The sequence below is a fragment of the Klebsiella sp. KP20-425-1 genome, assembly GCF_025813515.1.
GTDB classification, from domain to species: Bacteria; Pseudomonadota; Gammaproteobacteria; order Enterobacterales; family Enterobacteriaceae; genus Klebsiella; species Klebsiella pneumoniae.
On record NZ_CP109614.1, the window covers coordinates 438052 to 454843 of the forward strand.

Genomic DNA, 16792 nt, shown 5'->3' on the forward strand with positions numbered 1-16792 from the left:
CTAATTTTCGGGTCTCAGTAGTAGTTGACATTAGCGGAGCACTAAAATGATCCAAGAACAGACTATGCTGAACGTCGCCGACAACTCCGGTGCACGTCGCGTAATGTGTATCAAGGTTCTGGGTGGCTCGCACCGTCGCTACGCAGGCGTAGGCGACATCATCAAGATCACCATCAAAGAAGCAATTCCGCGTGGTAAGGTCAAAAAAGGTGATGTGCTGAAGGCGGTAGTGGTGCGCACCAAGAAGGGTGTTCGTCGCCCGGACGGTTCTGTCATTCGCTTCGATGGTAATGCATGCGTTATTCTGAACAATAACAGCGAGCAGCCTATCGGTACGCGTATTTTTGGGCCGGTAACTCGTGAACTTCGTACCGAGAAGTTCATGAAAATTATCTCTCTGGCACCAGAAGTACTCTAAGGAGCGAATCATGGCAGCGAAAATCCGTCGTGATGACGAAGTTATCGTGTTAACCGGTAAAGATAAAGGTAAGCGCGGTAAAGTTAAGAATGTCCTGTCTTCCGGCAAGGTCATTGTTGAAGGTATCAACCTGGTTAAGAAACACCAGAAGCCGGTTCCGGCTCTGAACCAACCAGGCGGCATCGTTGAAAAAGAAGCTGCAATTCAGGTTTCTAACGTTGCAATCTTCAATGCGGCAACCGGCAAGGCTGACCGTGTAGGCTTTAGATTCGAAGACGGTAAAAAAGTCCGTTTCTTCAAGTCTAACAGCGAAACTATCAAGTAATTTGGAGTAGTACGATGGCGAAACTGCATGATTACTACAAAGACGAAGTAGTTAAGAAACTCATGACTGAGTTTAACTACAATTCTGTCATGCAAGTCCCTCGGGTCGAGAAGATCACCCTGAACATGGGTGTTGGTGAAGCGATCGCTGACAAGAAACTGCTGGATAACGCAGCAGCTGACCTGGCAGCAATCTCCGGTCAAAAACCGCTGATCACCAAAGCACGCAAATCAGTTGCAGGCTTCAAAATCCGTCAGGGCTATCCGATCGGCTGTAAAGTAACTCTGCGTGGCGAACGCATGTGGGAGTTCTTTGAGCGCCTGATCACTATTGCTGTACCGCGTATTCGTGACTTCCGCGGCCTGTCCGCTAAGTCTTTCGACGGTCGTGGCAACTACAGCATGGGTGTCCGTGAGCAGATCATCTTCCCAGAAATCGACTACGATAAAGTCGACCGCGTTCGTGGTTTGGATATTACCATTACCACTACTGCGAAATCTGACGAAGAAGGCCGTGCTCTGCTGGCTGCCTTTGACTTCCCGTTCCGCAAGTAAGGTAGGGTTACTTAATGGCTAAGCAATCAATGAAAGCACGCGAAGTAAAGCGCGTGGCTTTAGCTGATAAATTCTTCGCTAAACGCGCTGAACTGAAAGCTATCATCTCTGATGTGAACGCAACCGACGAAGATCGTTGGAATGCCGTTCTCAAGCTGCAGACTCTGCCGCGTGATTCCAGCCCGTCTCGTCAGCGTAACCGCTGCCGTCAAACAGGTCGTCCGCATGGTTTCCTGCGGAAGTTCGGGTTGAGCCGTATTAAGGTCCGTGAAGCCGCTATGCGCGGTGAAATCCCGGGTCTGAAAAAGGCTAGCTGGTAATTGTCACCAATTGAATCACGGGAGTAAAGACAGATGAGCATGCAAGATCCGATCGCGGATATGCTGACCCGTATCCGTAACGGTCAGGCCGCGAACAAAGCTGCGGTCACCATGCCTTCCTCCAAGCTGAAAGTGGCAATCGCCAACGTGCTGAAGGAAGAAGGTTTTATCGAAGATTTTAAAGTTGAAGGCGACACCAAGCCTGAACTGGAACTTACTCTCAAGTATTTCCAGGGCAAAGCTGTTGTAGAAAGCATTCAGCGTGTCAGCCGCCCAGGTCTGCGCATCTATAAGAAAAAAGATGAGCTGCCGAAAGTTATGGCCGGTCTGGGTATCGCAGTTGTTTCTACCTCTAAAGGTGTTATGACTGATCGTGCAGCGCGCCAGGCTGGTCTTGGTGGCGAAATTATCTGCTACGTAGCCTAATCGGAGGAAAAAATGTCTCGTGTTGCTAAAGCACCGGTCGTTGTTCCTGCCGGCGTTGATGTAAAAATCAACGGTCAGGTTATTACGATCAAAGGTAAAAACGGCGAGCTGACTCGTACTCTCAACGATGCTGTTGAAGTTAAACATGCAGATAATGCACTGACCTTCGGTCCGCGTGATGGTTACGCAGACGGTTGGGCTCAGGCTGGTACCGCGCGTGCCCTGCTGAACTCAATGGTTATCGGTGTTACCGAAGGCTTCACTAAGAAGCTGCAGCTGGTTGGTGTAGGTTATCGTGCAGCGGTCAAAGGGAATGTAGTAAACCTGGCTTTAGGTTTCTCTCACCCGGTTGATCATCAGCTGCCTGCGGGTATCACTGCAGAATGTCCGACTCAGACTGAAATCGTGCTGAAAGGCGCTGATAAGCAGGTGATCGGCCAGGTTGCAGCAGATCTGCGCGCCTACCGTCGTCCTGAGCCTTACAAAGGCAAGGGTGTTCGTTACGCCGACGAAGTCGTGCGTACCAAAGAGGCTAAGAAGAAGTAAGGTAACACTATGGATAAGAAATCTGCTCGTATCCGTCGTGCGACCCGCGCACGCCGCAAGCTCCAGGAGCTGGGCGCAACTCGCCTGGTGGTACATCGTACCCCGCGTCACATTTACGCACAGGTAATTGCACCGAATGGTTCTGAAGTTCTGGTAGCTGCTTCTACTGTAGAAAAAGCTATCGCTGAACAACTGAAGTACACCGGTAACAAAGACGCTGCAGCAGCTGTGGGTAAAGCTGTCGCTGAACGCGCTCTGGAAAAAGGCATCAAAGATGTTTCCTTTGACCGTTCCGGGTTCCAATATCATGGTCGTGTCCAGGCACTGGCAGATGCTGCCCGTGAAGCTGGCCTTCAGTTCTAAGGTAGAGGTGTAAGATGGCTCACATCGAAAAACAAGCTGGCGAACTGCAGGAAAAGCTGATCGCGGTAAACCGCGTATCTAAAACCGTTAAAGGTGGTCGTATTTTCTCCTTCACAGCTCTGACTGTAGTAGGCGATGGTAACGGTCGCGTTGGTTTTGGTTACGGTAAAGCGCGTGAAGTTCCAGCAGCGATCCAGAAAGCGATGGAAAAAGCCCGTCGCAATATGATTAACGTCGCGCTGAACCACGGCACCCTGCAGCACCCGGTTAAGGGTACTCACACGGGTTCTCGTGTATTCATGCAGCCGGCTTCCGAAGGTACCGGTATCATCGCCGGTGGTGCAATGCGCGCCGTTCTGGAAGTCGCTGGGGTTCGTAACGTTCTGGCTAAAGCGTATGGTTCCACTAACCCGATTAACGTGGTTCGTGCAACTATCGACGGTCTGGAAAACATGAAGTCCCCGGATATGGTCGCTGCCAAGCGTGGTAAATCCGTTGAAGAAATTCTGGGGAAATAAACCATGGCAAAGACTATTAAAATTACTCAAACCCGCAGTGCAATCGGTCGTCTGCCGAAACACAAGGCAACGCTGCTTGGCCTGGGTCTGCGTCGTATTGGTCACACCGTAGAGCGCGAGGATACTCCTGCTGTTCGTGGTATGGTCAACGCGGTTTCCTTCATGGTTAAAGTTGAGGAGTAAGAGATGCGTTTAAATACTCTGTCTCCGGCCGAAGGCTCCAAAAAGGCGGGTAAACGCCTGGGTCGTGGTATCGGTTCTGGCCTCGGTAAAACCGGTGGTCGTGGTCACAAAGGTCAGAAATCTCGTTCTGGCGGTGGCGTACGTCGCGGTTTCGAGGGTGGTCAGATGCCTCTGTACCGTCGTCTGCCGAAATTCGGCTTCACTTCTCGTAAAGCGATGATCACCGCAGAGATCCGTCTCTCCGATCTGGCTCACGTAGAAGGCGATGTAGTAGACCTGAACGCGCTGAAAGCGGCTAACATTATCGGTGTCCAGATCGAGTTCGCGAAAGTGATCCTGTCTGGTGAGGTAACTCGTCCGGTAACTGTTCGTGGCCTGCGTGTGACTAAAGGTGCTCGTGCTGCTATCGAAGCTGCTGGCGGTAAAATTGAGGAATAAGTAGCAGATGGCTAAACAACCGGGATTAGATTTTCAAAGTGCCAAAGGTGGCCTTGGCGAACTGAAACGCAGACTTCTGTTTGTGGTCGGTGCGCTGATAGTGTTCCGTATTGGCTCTTTTATTCCGATCCCTGGTATTGATGCCGCTGTACTTGCCAAACTGCTTGAGCAACAGCGAGGCACCATCATTGAAATGTTCAACATGTTCTCTGGTGGTGCTCTCAGCCGTGCTTCTATCTTTGCGCTGGGGATTATGCCGTACATTTCGGCATCGATCATCGTGCAGCTGCTGACGGTGGTTTATCAACCGCTGGCGGAACTGAAGAAAGAAGGGGAGTCTGGTCGTCGTAAGATCAGCCAGTACACCCGCTACGGTACTCTGGTGCTGGCGATATTCCAGTCGATCGGTATTGCTACCGGTCTGCCGAATATGCCTGGTATGCAAGGCCTGGTGATTAATCCAGGCTTTGCATTCTATTTCACCGCTGTTGTCAGTCTGGTCACAGGGACTATGTTCCTGATGTGGCTCGGCGAACAGATCACTGAACGTGGTATCGGTAACGGTATCTCGATCATTATCTTCGCCGGTATCGTTGCGGGACTCCCGCCGGCCATCGCCCATACTATCGAGCAAGCGCGTCAAGGCGACCTGCACTTCCTCCTGTTGCTGTTGGTTGCAGTATTAGTATTTGCAGTGACCTTCTTTGTTGTATTCGTTGAGCGTGGTCAACGCCGCATTGTGGTAAACTACGCGAAACGTCAACAGGGTCGTCGTGTCTATGCTGCACAGAGCACACATTTACCGCTGAAAGTGAATATGGCGGGGGTAATCCCGGCAATCTTCGCTTCCAGTATTATACTGTTCCCGGCAACCATCACGTCATGGTTCGGGGGTGGTACTGGTTGGAACTGGCTGACAACAATTTCGCTGTATTTGCAGCCTGGGCAACCGCTTTATGTGTTACTCTATGCGTCTGCAATCATCTTCTTCTGTTTCTTCTACACGGCGTTGGTTTTCAACCCGCGTGAAACAGCAGATAACCTGAAGAAGTCCGGTGCATTTGTACCAGGAATTCGTCCGGGAGAGCAAACGGCGAAGTATATCGATAAAGTGATGACTCGCCTGACTCTGGTTGGTGCGTTGTACATTACTTTTATCTGCCTGATCCCGGAGTTCATGCGTGACGCGATGAAAGTGCCGTTCTACTTCGGTGGGACCTCGCTGCTTATCGTTGTTGTCGTGATTATGGACTTTATGGCTCAAGTGCAAACTCTGATGATGTCCAGTCAGTATGAGTCTGCATTGAAGAAGGCGAACCTGAAAGGCTACGGCCGTTAAAACTGGTCGCCCGAGAAGTTACGGAGAGTAAAAATGAAAGTTCGTGCTTCCGTCAAGAAATTATGCCGTAACTGCAAAATCGTTAAGCGTGATGGTGTCATCCGTGTGATTTGCAGTGCCGAGCCGAAGCATAAACAGCGCCAAGGCTGATTTTTTCGCATATTTTTCTTGCAAAGTTGGATTGAGCTGGCTAGATTAGCCAGCCAATCTTTTGTATGTCTGTACGTTTCCATTTGAGTATCCTGAAAACGGGCTTTTCAGCATGGTGCGTACATATTAAATAGTAGGAGTGCATAGTGGCCCGTATAGCAGGCATTAACATTCCTGATCACAAACATACCGTTATCGCTTTAACCGCTATTTTCGGTATCGGCAAAACCCGTTCTAAAGCCATCTGCGCTGAAACGGGCATCGCTGAAAATGTTAAGATCAGTGAGCTGTCTGAAGAACAAATTGATATTCTGCGTGAAGCAGTAGGTAAATTTGTCGTTGAAGGTGATCTGCGCCGTGAAATCACCCTGAGCATCAAGCGTCTGATGGACCTTGGTTGCTACCGTGGTTTGCGTCATCGTCGTGGTCTCCCGGTTCGCGGTCAGCGTACCAAGACCAACGCACGTACCCGTAAGGGTCCGCGTAAACCGATCAAGAAATAATCGGGGTGATTGAATAATGGCAAAGGCACCAATTCGTGCACGTAAGCGTGTAAGAAAACAAGTCTCTGACGGCGTGGCTCATATCCATGCTTCTTTTAACAACACCATCGTTACCATCACTGATCGTCAGGGTAACGCACTGGGTTGGGCAACAGCCGGTGGTTCCGGTTTCCGTGGTTCTCGCAAATCCACTCCGTTCGCAGCTCAGGTTGCAGCAGAGCGTTGCGCAGAAGCCGTAAAAGAATACGGCATCAAGAATCTGGAAGTTATGGTCAAAGGTCCGGGTCCGGGTCGCGAATCTACCATTCGTGCACTGAACGCCGCTGGTTTCCGCATCACTAATATTACTGATGTGACTCCGATCCCTCATAACGGTTGTCGTCCGCCGAAAAAACGTCGCGTATAACGCTGCGTTTTCCAGGTTAGTTGGAGAAAGAAAATGGCAAGATATTTGGGTCCTAAGCTCAAGCTGAGCCGTCGTGAGGGCACCGACTTATTCCTTAAGTCTGGCGTTCGCGCGATCGATACCAAGTGTAAAATTGAACAAGCTCCTGGCCAGCACGGTGCGCGTAAGCCGCGTCTGTCTGACTATGGTGTGCAGTTGCGTGAAAAGCAAAAAGTTCGCCGTATGTACGGTGTGCTGGAGCGTCAGTTCCGTAACTACTATAAAGAAGCAGCACGTCTGAAAGGCAACACCGGTGAAAACCTGTTGGCTCTGCTGGAAGGTCGTCTGGACAACGTTGTATACCGTATGGGCTTCGGCGCCACTCGTGCTGAAGCACGCCAGCTGGTTAGCCACAAAGCGATTATGGTAAACGGTCGTGTTGTTAACATCGCTTCTTATCAGGTTAAAGCGAATGACGTTGTCAGCATTCGTGAGAAAGCGAAAAAGCAATCTCGCGTGAAAGCCGCTCTGGAGCTGGCTGAGCAGCGTGAAAAGCCAACCTGGCTGGAAGTTGATGCTGGCAAGATGGAAGGTACGTTCAAGCGTCAGCCGGAGCGTTCTGATCTGTCTGCGGACATTAACGAACACCTGATCGTCGAGCTTTACTCCAAGTAAAGCTTAGTACCAAAGAGAGGACACAATGCAGGGTTCTGTGACAGAGTTTCTAAAACCGCGCCTGGTCGATATCGAGCAAGTGAGTTCGACGCACGCCAAGGTGACCCTTGAGCCTCTAGAGCGTGGCTTCGGCCATACTCTGGGTAACGCACTGCGCCGTATTCTGCTCTCATCGATGCCGGGTTGCGCGGTGACCGAGGTTGAGATTGATGGTGTACTGCACGAGTACAGCACCAAAGAAGGCGTTCAGGAAGACATCCTTGAAATCCTGCTCAACCTGAAAGGGCTGGCGGTGAGAGTTCAGGGTAAAGATGAAGTCATCCTTACTTTGAATAAATCTGGCATTGGCCCTGTGACCGCAGCCGACATTACCCACGACGGTGATGTCGAAATCGTCAAGCCGCAGCACGTGATTTGCCACCTGACTGATGAGAACGCTGCTATTAGCATGCGTATCAAAGTTCAGCGCGGTCGCGGTTATGTGCCGGCTTCTGCCCGAATTCATTCGGAAGAAGATGAGCGCCCAATCGGCCGTCTGCTGGTCGACGCCTGCTACAGCCCTGTAGAGCGTATTGCCTACAATGTTGAAGCTGCGCGTGTAGAACAGCGTACCGACCTGGACAAGCTGGTCATCGAAATGGAAACCAACGGCACAATCGATCCTGAAGAGGCGATTCGTCGTGCGGCAACCATCCTGGCTGAACAACTGGAAGCTTTTGTTGACCTACGTGATGTACGTCAGCCAGAAGTGAAAGAAGAGAAACCAGAATTCGATCCGATCCTGCTGCGCCCTGTTGACGATCTGGAATTGACTGTCCGCTCTGCTAACTGCCTCAAGGCAGAAGCTATCCACTATATCGGTGATCTGGTACAGCGTACCGAGGTTGAGTTGCTGAAAACGCCGAACCTGGGTAAAAAATCTCTTACTGAGATTAAAGACGTGCTGGCTTCCCGTGGACTGTCTCTGGGCATGCGCCTGGAAAACTGGCCACCAGCAAGCATTGCTGACGAGTAACCGGATCACAGGTTAAGGTTTTACTGAGAAGGATAAGGTCATGCGCCATCGTAAGAGTGGTCGTCAACTGAACCGCAACAGCAGCCATCGCCAGGCTATGTTCCGTAACATGGCAGGTTCGCTGGTTCGTCATGAAATCATCAAGACGACCCTGCCGAAAGCGAAAGAACTGCGTCGCGTAGTTGAGCCGCTGATTACTCTTGCCAAGACTGATAGCGTTGCTAATCGTCGTCTGGCATTCGCCCGCACTCGTGATAACGAGATCGTGGCAAAACTGTTTAACGAGCTGGGCCCGCGTTTCGCGAGCCGCGCCGGTGGTTACACTCGCATTCTGAAGTGTGGCTTCCGTGCAGGCGACAACGCGCCGATGGCATACATCGAGCTGGTTGATCGTGCTGAGCCGAAAGCAGAAGCTGCTGCAGAGTAATCTGTAGTAACGTAAAAAAACCCGCCCTGGCGGGTTTTTTTATATCTACCCCATCCCCATTTCACTACACTATCTGTACTCTTTTTGTTCATCCCCTGGAGCCGTAGAATGTGGTTGCTGGATCAGTGGGCGGAACGTCATATCCTCGATGCCCAAACCAAAGGTGAGTTCGATAATTTACCCGGCAGCGGAGAACCGCTGACTCTCGATGACGATTCACATGTGCCGGCGGAGTTGCGGGCAGGCTATCGCCTTCTGAAAAATGCAGGATGTCTTCCTCCGGAACTGGAGCAACGCAAAGAAGCGTTGGCTCTGGCAGACTTACTGAATGGCGTCCGTCAGGACGATCCGCGTCATGCCGAACTTAGTAAACGCCTTGCCCTGCTCGAGCTGAAGTTACGTCAGGCAGGTCTGAACACCGACTTTTTACGCGGTGAGTACGCCGATGCGTTGCTGCAAAAAATAAATCAGGAGTAAATATGTATCGTATTGGTGAATTGGCAAAACTGGCTGACGTGACGCCTGATACCATCCGCTACTATGAAAAGCAGCAGATGATGGATCATGACATACGCACCGAGGGAGGATTTCGTCTGTACTCGGATAACGATCTTCAACGGCTGCGCTTTATTCGTTATGCCCGACAACTGGGTTTCACCCTGGAAGCGATCCGCGAATTATTGTCGATCCGCATCGATCCGGAGCATCATACCTGTCAGGAGTCGAAAGGGATCGTTCAGGCGCGATTAAGTGAAGTCGAGGCGCGGATTAAAGAGCTACAGACGATGCGCCGCTCTCTGCAGCGGCTCAACGATGCCTGTTGCGGCACTGCCCACAGCAGCGTTTACTGTTCTATCCTTGAGGCCCTTGAACAAGGGGCCAGCAACGGCAATGGCGGACGTTGATTTTTTAAACGCGCGGATCTACACTCGCGCCGAGTTTATACATATACCGGAGTAACTATGAGTCGCTATCAGCATACTAAAGGACAAATTAAAGATAACGCCATTGAGGCACTTCTCCACGATCCGTTATTCAGGCAGCGCGTAGAGAAAAACAAGAAAGGGAAAGGAAGCTATCAACGTAAAGATAAACATGCAGGAAGGGTTGATCGGGAGGCCAGTGGCAAGCAAGCGAATCGCTTTTTTACCACTGGCCTTCTGCTTTCTCTGCTGATTAAGAACGGTTGTTTTGTTCTTTCAGCAGATCGCGAATTTCGCTCAGCAGAACTTCTTCTTTAGAGGGAGCTGGCGGTGCCGCCGGAGCCTCTTCTTTCTTACGATTTAACTTATTCATCAATTTAATCGCCATGAAGATGGCAAACGCGACGATGATGAAATCGAAAACGTTCTGAATGAATACCCCATAATGCATCACCACAGCCGGGACATCGCCCTGGGCATCACGTAGCGTGACGGCAAACTGTTTAAAATCGATCCCGCCAATCAACAGGCCGAGTGGCGGCATAATAATATCCGCGACCAGTGATGAAACAATTTTACCGAATGCTGCACCGATGATCACACCCACTGCCAAATCGACAACGTTCCCGCGCATCGCGAATTCGCGAAACTCTTTTAAAAAACTCATTTTATTCTCCTTGTGCCAGCTGACGTTGTAAGTTTAACAAATGTATTTTCATTTGCCATTCCCAGCAGATAGTTACTGCAAAATATTAACCTTTGAATAATAAGGGATAATAAAAAGGCGCCTGTTCGGCGCCCTGGGAATTACAGGAAGAAAGGACTTGGCTGGAACAGCCTTTCGACATCGGAAATAAACTTCTTATCGGTCAAAAACATGATCACATGGTCGCCCTGCTCGATCCGTAGATTATTATTGGCGATCATCACGTCATTGCCCCGCACGACGGCGCCGATGATCGTGCCCGGTGGAAGTTTGATCTCATCGATCGAACGCCCGACTACCCGGGAGGTGCTCTCATCGCCGTGCGCGACTGCCTCGATCGCTTCTGCAACGCCGCGGCGCAAGGAGGAGACGCCGACAATATCGGCTTTACGGACATGACTGAGGAGTGCGGAAATTGTGGCCTGCTGAGGCGAAATCGCAATATCGATGACGCTACCCTGGACCAGATCCACGTAGGCTCTGCGCTGGATTAGCACCATCACTTTTTTCGCGCCCATTCGCTTGGCCAACATAGCCGACATAATATTGGCTTCGTCGTCGTTAGTGACGGCAATAAACAGGTCCACCTGGTCAATATGCTCTTCAGCCAACAGCTCCTGGTCCGATGCATCCCCGTAGAAGACGATAGTATGCTGCAGCTTTTCCGCTAGCTCAGCGGCTCGCTGCTGATTACGTTCGATAAGCTTAACGCTGTAATCTTTTTCCAGCTTATGGGCCAGACCCGCGCCAATATTGCCCCCGCCGACCAGCATAATACGCTTATACGGCTTTTCCAGTCGCTGCAGTTCGCTCATGACCGCGCGAATATGCTGCGAGGCGGCAATAAAGAAGACTTCATCTCCGGCCTCGACAATCGTCGAGCCCTGCGGGCGGATGGGGCGATCGTGGCGGAAAATGGCGGCCACGCGCGTATCGATATGCGGCATATGCTCCCGCATAGTGGATAAGGCATTCCCCACCAGCGGGCCACCATAATAGGCTTTTACTACCGCGAGACTGACTTTTCCTTCTGCGAAGTTCACGACCTGCAGCGCGCCGGGATATTCGATCAGACGGTGGATGTTGTCGATGACCAGTTGTTCCGGAGCGATTAAGTGATCGATGGGTACCGCTTCAGAGTTGAAGAGCTTTTCCGCATCACGAACGTAATCAGGCGCACGAATACGCGCTATGCGGTTTGGCGTATTGAACAATGAGTAAGCGACCTGGCAGGCCACCATGTTGGTTTCGTCCGAACTAGTGACCGCTACCAGCATATCGGCATCATCGGCCCCCGCCTCACGCAGTACGCGAGGGTGAGAGCCATGCCCCTGGACGACACGCAGGTCGAACTTATCCTGCAGGCTGCGCAGACGGTCGCCATTGGTATCAACCAGCGTAATATCATTGTTCTCGCCGACGAGGTTTTCCGCCAGCGTGCCGCCGACCTGGCCGGCGCCCAGAATAATAATCTTCATCTGCAGTGACCCATTAGTTCCGACGTTTGATTAGCTTAGCGTAAAAGAAGCCATCACCTTCTTCCACGCCCGGCAGATTTTGCTGCCCGGGGCTCGCCGGCGTGCCGGTGGCGTGAAGTTCTGCATCCGGGGTTCGCGCGAGGAAGGCGGCAATTTGCTGACTGTTCTCTTCCGGCAGAATAGAACAGGTTGCGTAAACCAGCGTGCCGCCAGGCTTCAGGTGCGTCCAGGTGGCATTGAGGATCTCGGCCTGCAGCTGGGCTAACTCGGCGATATCCCGATCCCGGCGCAGCCATTTGATATCCGGATGGCGGCGAATAACGCCGGTTGCGGAGCAGGGAGCATCCAGCAGAATACGATCGAACTGCTCATTGCCACACCACTGCTCAGGGAAGCGGCCATCGCCCTGTTTTACATCCGCTTTTACACCCAGACGCTTCAGGTTGTCATAGACGCGGGACAGACGCTGTTCATCAATATCCACCGCCATAACCTGAGCCTGGGGAGCGACTTCCAGAATATGCGTCGTCTTCCCGCCCGGCGCCGCGCAGAGATCGAGAATGCGTTCGCCATTTTCCGGTTGCAGGTAGCGCATACAGCCCTGAGCCGAGGCGTCCTGGACGGTCACCCAGCCTTCGGCAAAGCCTGGTAACGCGTGGACCGGAGCAGGGGTGGCCAGGCGTACGGCGTCCGGATAATCAGGGTGGGTAAAGCCCTCTAAACCGGTCTCGTTAAGCAGGGCAAGCCACTCATCCCGGGAATGATGGTTGCGGTTAACGCGCAGCCACATCGGCGGGCGCTGGTTGTTCGCCTCGACGATCTCCTGCCACTGCTGCGGCCAGGCCTGCTGCAGGCGTTTCAGCAGCCATTTGGGATGAAGATAGCGGTTTTCATGCTCAGCAAATTCGGCTAACAACGCTTCCTGCTGGCGCTGGAACTGGCGTAGCACGCCGTTGATTAGCCCTTTAAGCTGCGGGCGTTTAATGGCCACCGCGCCTTCTACCGTTTCCGCCAGCGCGGCGTGTGGTGGAATGCGGGTGTAGAGTAACTGATAGAGACCAACCATGATCAGAAAGTGCACGGTGCGCTGTTTGCCGGTCATCGGACGCGCCATTAGCTTGCTGATAAGCCACTCCAGCTGGCTTAGAGTACGTAGTACACCAAAGCACAACTCCTGCAGTAGCGCTTTATCTTTATCGCTGACTTTCTGCTGTAGAGGGGGCAGTACGTTGCTTAAAGACTGCCCTTTTTCAACAACTTGCTCGATAGCCTGGGCGGCCAGGCTGCGTAAATTTATATTCTTTTTCATAAGCGCAAAAATAAAAATGCCCGGCGAACCCGGGCTTCAGAAGAGACGACCGTCAGGCGAGACGGGTGCCAGGGATAAACCACTCCCGGCGGGAATTGAGTAAGTCCTGGGCGCTCATCGCTTTTTTACCCGCAGGCTGTAGCGACTCCAGGCTGAGGATCCCATCCCCCGTGGCGACCTGAATACCCTGTTTGGTTGCTGCCACGATAGTACCCGGTTCGGCGTGAGCGGCTTCGGCGATGACCGATGCCCGCCACACTTTTACCGGTTGTCCGTCAATTTCCAGCCAGCTCATTGGCCACGGATTAAACGCGCGGATGCAGCGTTCCAACTGCGCAGCGGAAAGCGACCAATCGATACGAGCCTCTTCTTTACTCAGCTTTTCGGCATGGCACACCAGCGATTCATCTTGTACTTCAGGCCGTGCGGTGCCGTTGGCCAGCTGGGCTAACGTTGCCAGCAGCCCCTGAGGGCCGAGCTCGGCCAGCTTATCGTACAGGCTGCCGCTGGTATCCTCTGCGGTAATGGGGCAGGAAAGCTTATACAGCATATCCCCCGTATCAAGGCCGACGTCCATCTGCATAATGGTTACGCCAGTTTCGCTATCCCCCGCCCACAGTGAACGCTGAATTGGCGCTGCGCCACGCCAGCGCGGTAGCAGCGAGCCGTGAACGTTGATACAGCCCAGACGGGGCATCTCCAGCACCGCTTTAGGCAGAATCAGACCGTACGCCACTACCACCATAATATCGGCGCCGAGATCGGCGACTAACCGCTGGTTATCCTGCGGACGCAGGGAGGATGGCTGGAACACAGGTAAGTTATGGGCTTCTGCCAGCACTTTTACCGGGCTTGGCATCAATTTTTTGCCGCGACCAGCAGGGCGATCAGGCTGAGTGAATACGCCAACAACCTGATGTTCAGACGACAGCAGCGCATCAAGATGACGCGCTGCAAAATCAGGGGTGCCGGCGAAAATGATACGTAGTGATTGTGACACGGTATTCCTTGTTATCAGGCACGGGAACGTAAACGATCCAGTTTCTCTACCTTCTGACGAATGCGCTGTTGTTTGAGTGGTGACAGATAGTCAATAAACAGTTTGCCGACCAGGTGATCCATCTCATGCTGGATACAGATAGCCAGCAGGCCATCGGCCTCCAGTTCAAACGGCTTACCATCGCGATCCAGTGCCCGGATCTTCACTTTTTCCGCACGCGGGACCAGGGCGCGCTGTTCAGGAATAGACAAGCAGCCTTCTTCAATACCGGTTTCGCCATCTTTCTCCAGCATTTCCGGATTAATTAATACCAGCTGCTCTTCACGATTTTCCGACACATCAATAACGATAATGCGCTGATGGATATCGACCTGGGTTGCGGCCAGACCGATGCCTTCCTCGGCGTACATGGTGTCGAACATATCATCGACGATACGCTGAATTTCCGCATTCACTTCTTTGACCGGCTCGGCGACTTTGCGAAGGCGCTCGTCCGGAATATGTAACACTTGCAAAACTGCCATAAAGTTCCAGAGTCGTATTCAGGAGTTGATAAGATTATTAGCTCTATTCTAGACAAAACCCCCTGCAATTGACAGTCTCACTGTCCAATCGCAAAGATTGTCAATACCGCTTATGGCAGGGGGTAAGGATGACGCCCGACGAGATTTGGCTGCGGCTGATGAAGGTCAGTAGCTTGTATGGCGACAGGATGGTAGAGATCGCTCAGCGCTTATGCGCAGCCGCCAGCGTTGATCGTGAAGCGCTGCATGCCGTCGGGATGACCGCGGCGCAGGCAAAGTTATTTTTCCGGCTTGACGAGCATGAGCTTGACGAGACGCGGCGCTGGCTGGGACAACCGGATCATCATCTGTTACGGGGTGACGATCCGCGCTATCCATTGCGGTTAAAGGCTATCGCTGATTACCCCGGCGCGTTGCTGGTCAGCGGCGGCCTCGCCCTGCTTCACAGCGCGCAGCTTGCCGTTATTGGCAGTCGCTCGCACTCCTGGTATGGCGCCCGCTGGGGGAAACTGTTCAGCGAAACGCTGGCGCAGAAAGGGATTACCATCACCAGTGGGCTGGCGTTAGGCATTGACGGGGTCGCGCACCGCGGCGCGCTGGCGGCGGAGGGTAAAACTATCGCGGTACTGGGCAATGGGCTGAGTCAGGTTTATCCGCGGCGCCATGCAACCCTCGCCCGGCAGATCATCGACAATGGCGGTACGCTGGTATCTGAATTTCCACTCATTACGCCGCCGCTTCCCGCACATTTCCCCAGGCGCAACCGGATTATCAGCGGCTTAAGCCTGGGCGTGCTGGTGATTGAGGCGGCGTTGCGAAGCGGATCGCTAGTCACCGTCCGCTGCGCCCTGGAGCAGGGAAGGGATGTGTTCGCCCTGCCTGGCCCGATAGGCAATCCGGGATCGGAAGGCCCGCACTGGTTAATTAAGCAAGGCGCGGTGCCAGTGACCTCGCCAGAGGATATTGTGGAATACTGGCATAACGAGCTGGCCTGGCTGACTGATACGTCTGATTCGATAAATATTTGCGTCGATCAGCCGTCTGTAGCATTGCCATTTCCGGAGCTCCTGGCTAACGTAGGAGATGAGGTAACACCTGTTGACGTTGTCGCTGAACGTGCCGGCCAATCTGTGCCAGTAACCGTAGCTCAGCTACTTGAACTGGAGTTAGCAGGCTGGATCGCAGCTGTACCCGGCGGCTATGTCCGATTAAGGAGGGCAAGCCATGTTCGACGTACTCATGTATTTGTTTGAAACTTACATCCATAGCGAAGCAGAAATGCGCGTGGATCAGGACAAACTGACGCGGGATCTTACCGATGCGGGTTTTGAGCGGGAAGACATCTATAACGCGTTAATGTGGCTCGAGAAACTGGCTGATTATCAGGAAGGTCTCGTTGAACCCATGCAGCTCGCTTCCGACCCGCTCTCTCTTCGGGTATATACCGAAGAGGAGTGCCAGCGTGTGGATGCCAGTTGCCGGGGGTTTTTACTCTTCCTCGAGCAGATTCAGGTGTTGAACCTCGAAACGCGAGAAATGGTGATAGAGCGTGTACTGGCGCTGGATACGGCGGAATTTGAGCTGGAAGACCTGAAATGGGTCATCCTGATGGTACTGTTCAATATTCCGGGCTGTGAAAACGCCTATCAGCAAATGGAAGAATTACTCTTCGAAGTAAATGAAGGTATGCTGCATTAATCTTTTTGCAGCAACATCGAGTTGTTATGACCAAATCAGCACTGTTTTCGGTGCGTAAAAATGAGCCCTGCCCGCAGTGCGGGGCCGAACTGGTGATCCGTTCCGGGAAACATGGCCCGTTTCTCGGCTGTTCGCATTATCCGGACTGTGACTATATTCGTCCCCTGAAAAGCCAGGCGGACGGGCATATCGTTAAGGTGCTGGAGGGGCAAGAGTGCCCATCGTGCGGTGCGGTTATGGTGTTACGCCAGGGGCGTTTTGGGATGTTCATTGGCTGTAGCCGCTATCCGGAATGTGAACATACCGAGCTGATTGATAAACCCGATGAGACGGCTATCGCTTGCCCGCAGTGCGGACAAGGCCATCTGGTCCAGCGTCGTTCCCGTTTCGGTAAAACCTTTCACTCCTGCGATCGCTATCCTGATTGCCAGTTCGTTATCAATTTTAAACCGGTGGCGGGCGAATGCCCTGAATGCCATTACCCGCTGTTAATAGAAAAGAAGACGGCGCAGGGGCTCAGACGCTTCTGTGCCAGTAAACAATGTGGAAAGCCGATCCCGGCGGAATAA

Annotated in this window: 28 protein-coding genes; 23 read left to right on the forward strand and 5 right to left on the reverse strand. The window is 52.5% G+C overall.

Going from position 1 to position 16792, the window contains the following annotated elements; all coding sequences use genetic code 11:
• Positions 1–46 precede the first annotated feature (46 nt).
• The 20 genes from rplN (at position 47) to OHJ17_RS02155 (ending at position 9826) form a co-directional block, all read left to right on the forward strand.
• Positions 47–418 (forward strand): 50S ribosomal protein L14, encoded by a 372-nt coding sequence (rplN, locus tag OHJ17_RS02060; protein WP_002919748.1) that lies wholly within the window; start codon positions 47–49, stop codon positions 416–418.
• 10 nt (positions 419–428) lie between these two features.
• Positions 429–743: a 50S ribosomal protein L24 gene (rplX, locus tag OHJ17_RS02065; RefSeq protein WP_000729185.1), complete on the forward strand. Its 315-nt coding sequence runs from the start codon at positions 429–431 to the stop codon at positions 741–743.
• A gap of 14 nt (positions 744–757) precedes the next feature.
• Positions 758–1297 (forward strand): 50S ribosomal protein L5, encoded by a 540-nt coding sequence (rplE, locus tag OHJ17_RS02070; protein WP_001096200.1) that lies wholly within the window; start codon positions 758–760, stop codon positions 1295–1297.
• Positions 1298–1311: 14 nt separating this feature from the next.
• Positions 1312–1617 carry a 30S ribosomal protein S14 gene (rpsN, locus tag OHJ17_RS02075; protein WP_002919667.1) on the forward strand — a complete coding sequence of 102 codons (306 nt, stop codon included), beginning with the start codon at positions 1312–1314 and terminating at the stop codon, positions 1615–1617.
• Between the two features lie 33 nt (positions 1618–1650).
• Positions 1651–2043 carry a 30S ribosomal protein S8 gene (rpsH, locus tag OHJ17_RS02080; protein ID WP_002919665.1) on the forward strand — a complete coding sequence of 131 codons (393 nt, stop codon included), beginning with the start codon at positions 1651–1653 and terminating at the stop codon, positions 2041–2043.
• Positions 2044–2055: 12 nt separating this feature from the next.
• Positions 2056–2589 (forward strand): 50S ribosomal protein L6, encoded by a 534-nt coding sequence (gene rplF / locus OHJ17_RS02085; protein ID WP_002919662.1) that lies wholly within the window; start codon positions 2056–2058, stop codon positions 2587–2589.
• Positions 2590–2598: 9 nt separating this feature from the next.
• Entirely contained in the window at positions 2599–2952 is a 354-nt protein-coding gene (gene rplR / locus OHJ17_RS02090; protein ID WP_000358960.1) for a 50S ribosomal protein L18, read from the forward strand.
• A gap of 14 nt (positions 2953–2966) precedes the next feature.
• Complete coding sequence (gene rpsE / locus OHJ17_RS02095; RefSeq protein ID WP_002919545.1) at positions 2967–3470, forward strand: 30S ribosomal protein S5; 504 nt, start codon at positions 2967–2969, stop codon at positions 3468–3470.
• Positions 3471–3473: 3 nt separating this feature from the next.
• Positions 3474–3653, forward strand: a complete 180-nt coding sequence (gene rpmD, locus OHJ17_RS02100; protein WP_001140434.1) for a 50S ribosomal protein L30 — start codon at positions 3474–3476, stop codon at positions 3651–3653.
• Between the two features lie 3 nt (positions 3654–3656).
• A complete protein-coding gene (gene rplO / locus OHJ17_RS02105; protein ID WP_002919516.1) occupies positions 3657–4091 on the forward strand; it encodes a 50S ribosomal protein L15 in 435 nt (144 codons plus the stop codon).
• Between the two features lie 7 nt (positions 4092–4098).
• Positions 4099–5430 carry a preprotein translocase subunit SecY gene (gene secY / locus OHJ17_RS02110; protein ID WP_002919515.1) on the forward strand — a complete coding sequence of 444 codons (1332 nt, stop codon included), beginning with the start codon at positions 4099–4101 and terminating at the stop codon, positions 5428–5430.
• Between the two features lie 33 nt (positions 5431–5463).
• Complete coding sequence (rpmJ, locus tag OHJ17_RS02115) at positions 5464–5580, forward strand: 50S ribosomal protein L36 (protein ID WP_000868187.1); 117 nt, start codon at positions 5464–5466, stop codon at positions 5578–5580.
• Between the two features lie 146 nt (positions 5581–5726).
• Positions 5727–6083 carry a 30S ribosomal protein S13 gene (rpsM, locus tag OHJ17_RS02120; protein ID WP_002919259.1) on the forward strand — a complete coding sequence of 119 codons (357 nt, stop codon included), beginning with the start codon at positions 5727–5729 and terminating at the stop codon, positions 6081–6083.
• Between the two features lie 16 nt (positions 6084–6099).
• Positions 6100–6489: a 30S ribosomal protein S11 gene (gene rpsK / locus OHJ17_RS02125; protein ID WP_002919257.1), complete on the forward strand. Its 390-nt coding sequence runs from the start codon at positions 6100–6102 to the stop codon at positions 6487–6489.
• Positions 6490–6522: 33 nt separating this feature from the next.
• Positions 6523–7143: a 30S ribosomal protein S4 gene (gene rpsD, locus OHJ17_RS02130; RefSeq protein ID WP_002919224.1), complete on the forward strand. Its 621-nt coding sequence runs from the start codon at positions 6523–6525 to the stop codon at positions 7141–7143.
• 25 nt (positions 7144–7168) lie between these two features.
• Positions 7169–8158, forward strand: a complete 990-nt coding sequence (locus OHJ17_RS02135; protein ID WP_002919219.1) for a DNA-directed RNA polymerase subunit alpha — start codon at positions 7169–7171, stop codon at positions 8156–8158.
• A 40-nt stretch (positions 8159–8198) separates the two neighbouring features.
• Positions 8199–8585: a 50S ribosomal protein L17 gene (gene rplQ / locus OHJ17_RS02140; RefSeq protein ID WP_002919206.1), complete on the forward strand. Its 387-nt coding sequence runs from the start codon at positions 8199–8201 to the stop codon at positions 8583–8585.
• Positions 8586–8693: 108 nt separating this feature from the next.
• Positions 8694–9062, forward strand: a complete 369-nt coding sequence (locus OHJ17_RS02145) for a DnaJ family domain-containing protein (protein ID WP_002919204.1) — start codon at positions 8694–8696, stop codon at positions 9060–9062.
• A 2-nt stretch (positions 9063–9064) separates the two neighbouring features.
• A complete protein-coding gene (zntR, locus tag OHJ17_RS02150; protein ID WP_004185894.1) occupies positions 9065–9490 on the forward strand; it encodes a Zn(2+)-responsive transcriptional regulator in 426 nt (141 codons plus the stop codon).
• A 57-nt stretch (positions 9491–9547) separates the two neighbouring features.
• Entirely contained in the window at positions 9548–9826 is a 279-nt protein-coding gene (locus OHJ17_RS02155) for an alternative ribosome-rescue factor A (RefSeq protein WP_004188380.1), read from the forward strand.
• On the opposite strand, the gene mscL is transcribed toward OHJ17_RS02155, so the two are convergent.
• From mscL to def, 5 genes are all read right to left on the reverse strand, one after another.
• A complete protein-coding gene (gene mscL, locus OHJ17_RS02160) occupies positions 9762–10175 on the reverse strand; it encodes a large-conductance mechanosensitive channel protein MscL (RefSeq protein WP_004145325.1) in 414 nt (137 codons plus the stop codon). The two genes, OHJ17_RS02155 and mscL, sit on opposite strands and share 65 nt — an antisense overlap.
• A gap of 140 nt (positions 10176–10315) precedes the next feature.
• Positions 10316–11692, reverse strand: coding sequence for a Trk system potassium transporter TrkA (trkA, locus tag OHJ17_RS02165; RefSeq protein ID WP_002919153.1), 1377 nt, complete (start codon positions 11690–11692; stop codon positions 10316–10318).
• Positions 11693–11705: 13 nt separating this feature from the next.
• The gene (rsmB, locus tag OHJ17_RS02170; protein WP_004174079.1) at positions 11706–13001 is read right to left on the reverse strand and encodes a 16S rRNA (cytosine(967)-C(5))-methyltransferase RsmB; all 1296 of its coding nucleotides are present in this window, start codon (positions 12999–13001) and stop codon (positions 11706–11708) included.
• Between the two features lie 52 nt (positions 13002–13053).
• Positions 13054–14001 carry a methionyl-tRNA formyltransferase gene (fmt, locus tag OHJ17_RS02175; protein WP_004150007.1) on the reverse strand — a complete coding sequence of 316 codons (948 nt, stop codon included), beginning with the start codon at positions 13999–14001 and terminating at the stop codon, positions 13054–13056.
• A gap of 14 nt (positions 14002–14015) precedes the next feature.
• Positions 14016–14525, reverse strand: a complete 510-nt coding sequence (gene def, locus OHJ17_RS02180) for a peptide deformylase (protein ID WP_004174081.1) — start codon at positions 14523–14525, stop codon at positions 14016–14018.
• 128 nt (positions 14526–14653) lie between these two features.
• Here def and dprA point away from each other — a divergent pair, with 128 nt between their 5' ends.
• The 3 genes from dprA to OHJ17_RS02195 are packed head-to-tail and all read left to right on the forward strand — an operon-like array spanning position 14654 to position 16792.
• The gene (gene dprA, locus OHJ17_RS02185; RefSeq protein ID WP_002919139.1) at positions 14654–15778 is read left to right on the forward strand and encodes a DNA-protecting protein DprA; all 1125 of its coding nucleotides are present in this window, start codon (positions 14654–14656) and stop codon (positions 15776–15778) included.
• On the forward strand, positions 15750–16223 hold the full coding sequence (gene smg, locus OHJ17_RS02190) for a DUF494 family protein Smg (protein WP_032433623.1): 474 nt from the start codon (positions 15750–15752) through the stop codon (positions 16221–16223). Before dprA ends, smg begins: the two co-directional genes overlap by 29 nt.
• A gap of 26 nt (positions 16224–16249) precedes the next feature.
• Entirely contained in the window at positions 16250–16792 is a 543-nt protein-coding gene (locus OHJ17_RS02195) for a DNA topoisomerase family protein (protein WP_004145330.1), read from the forward strand.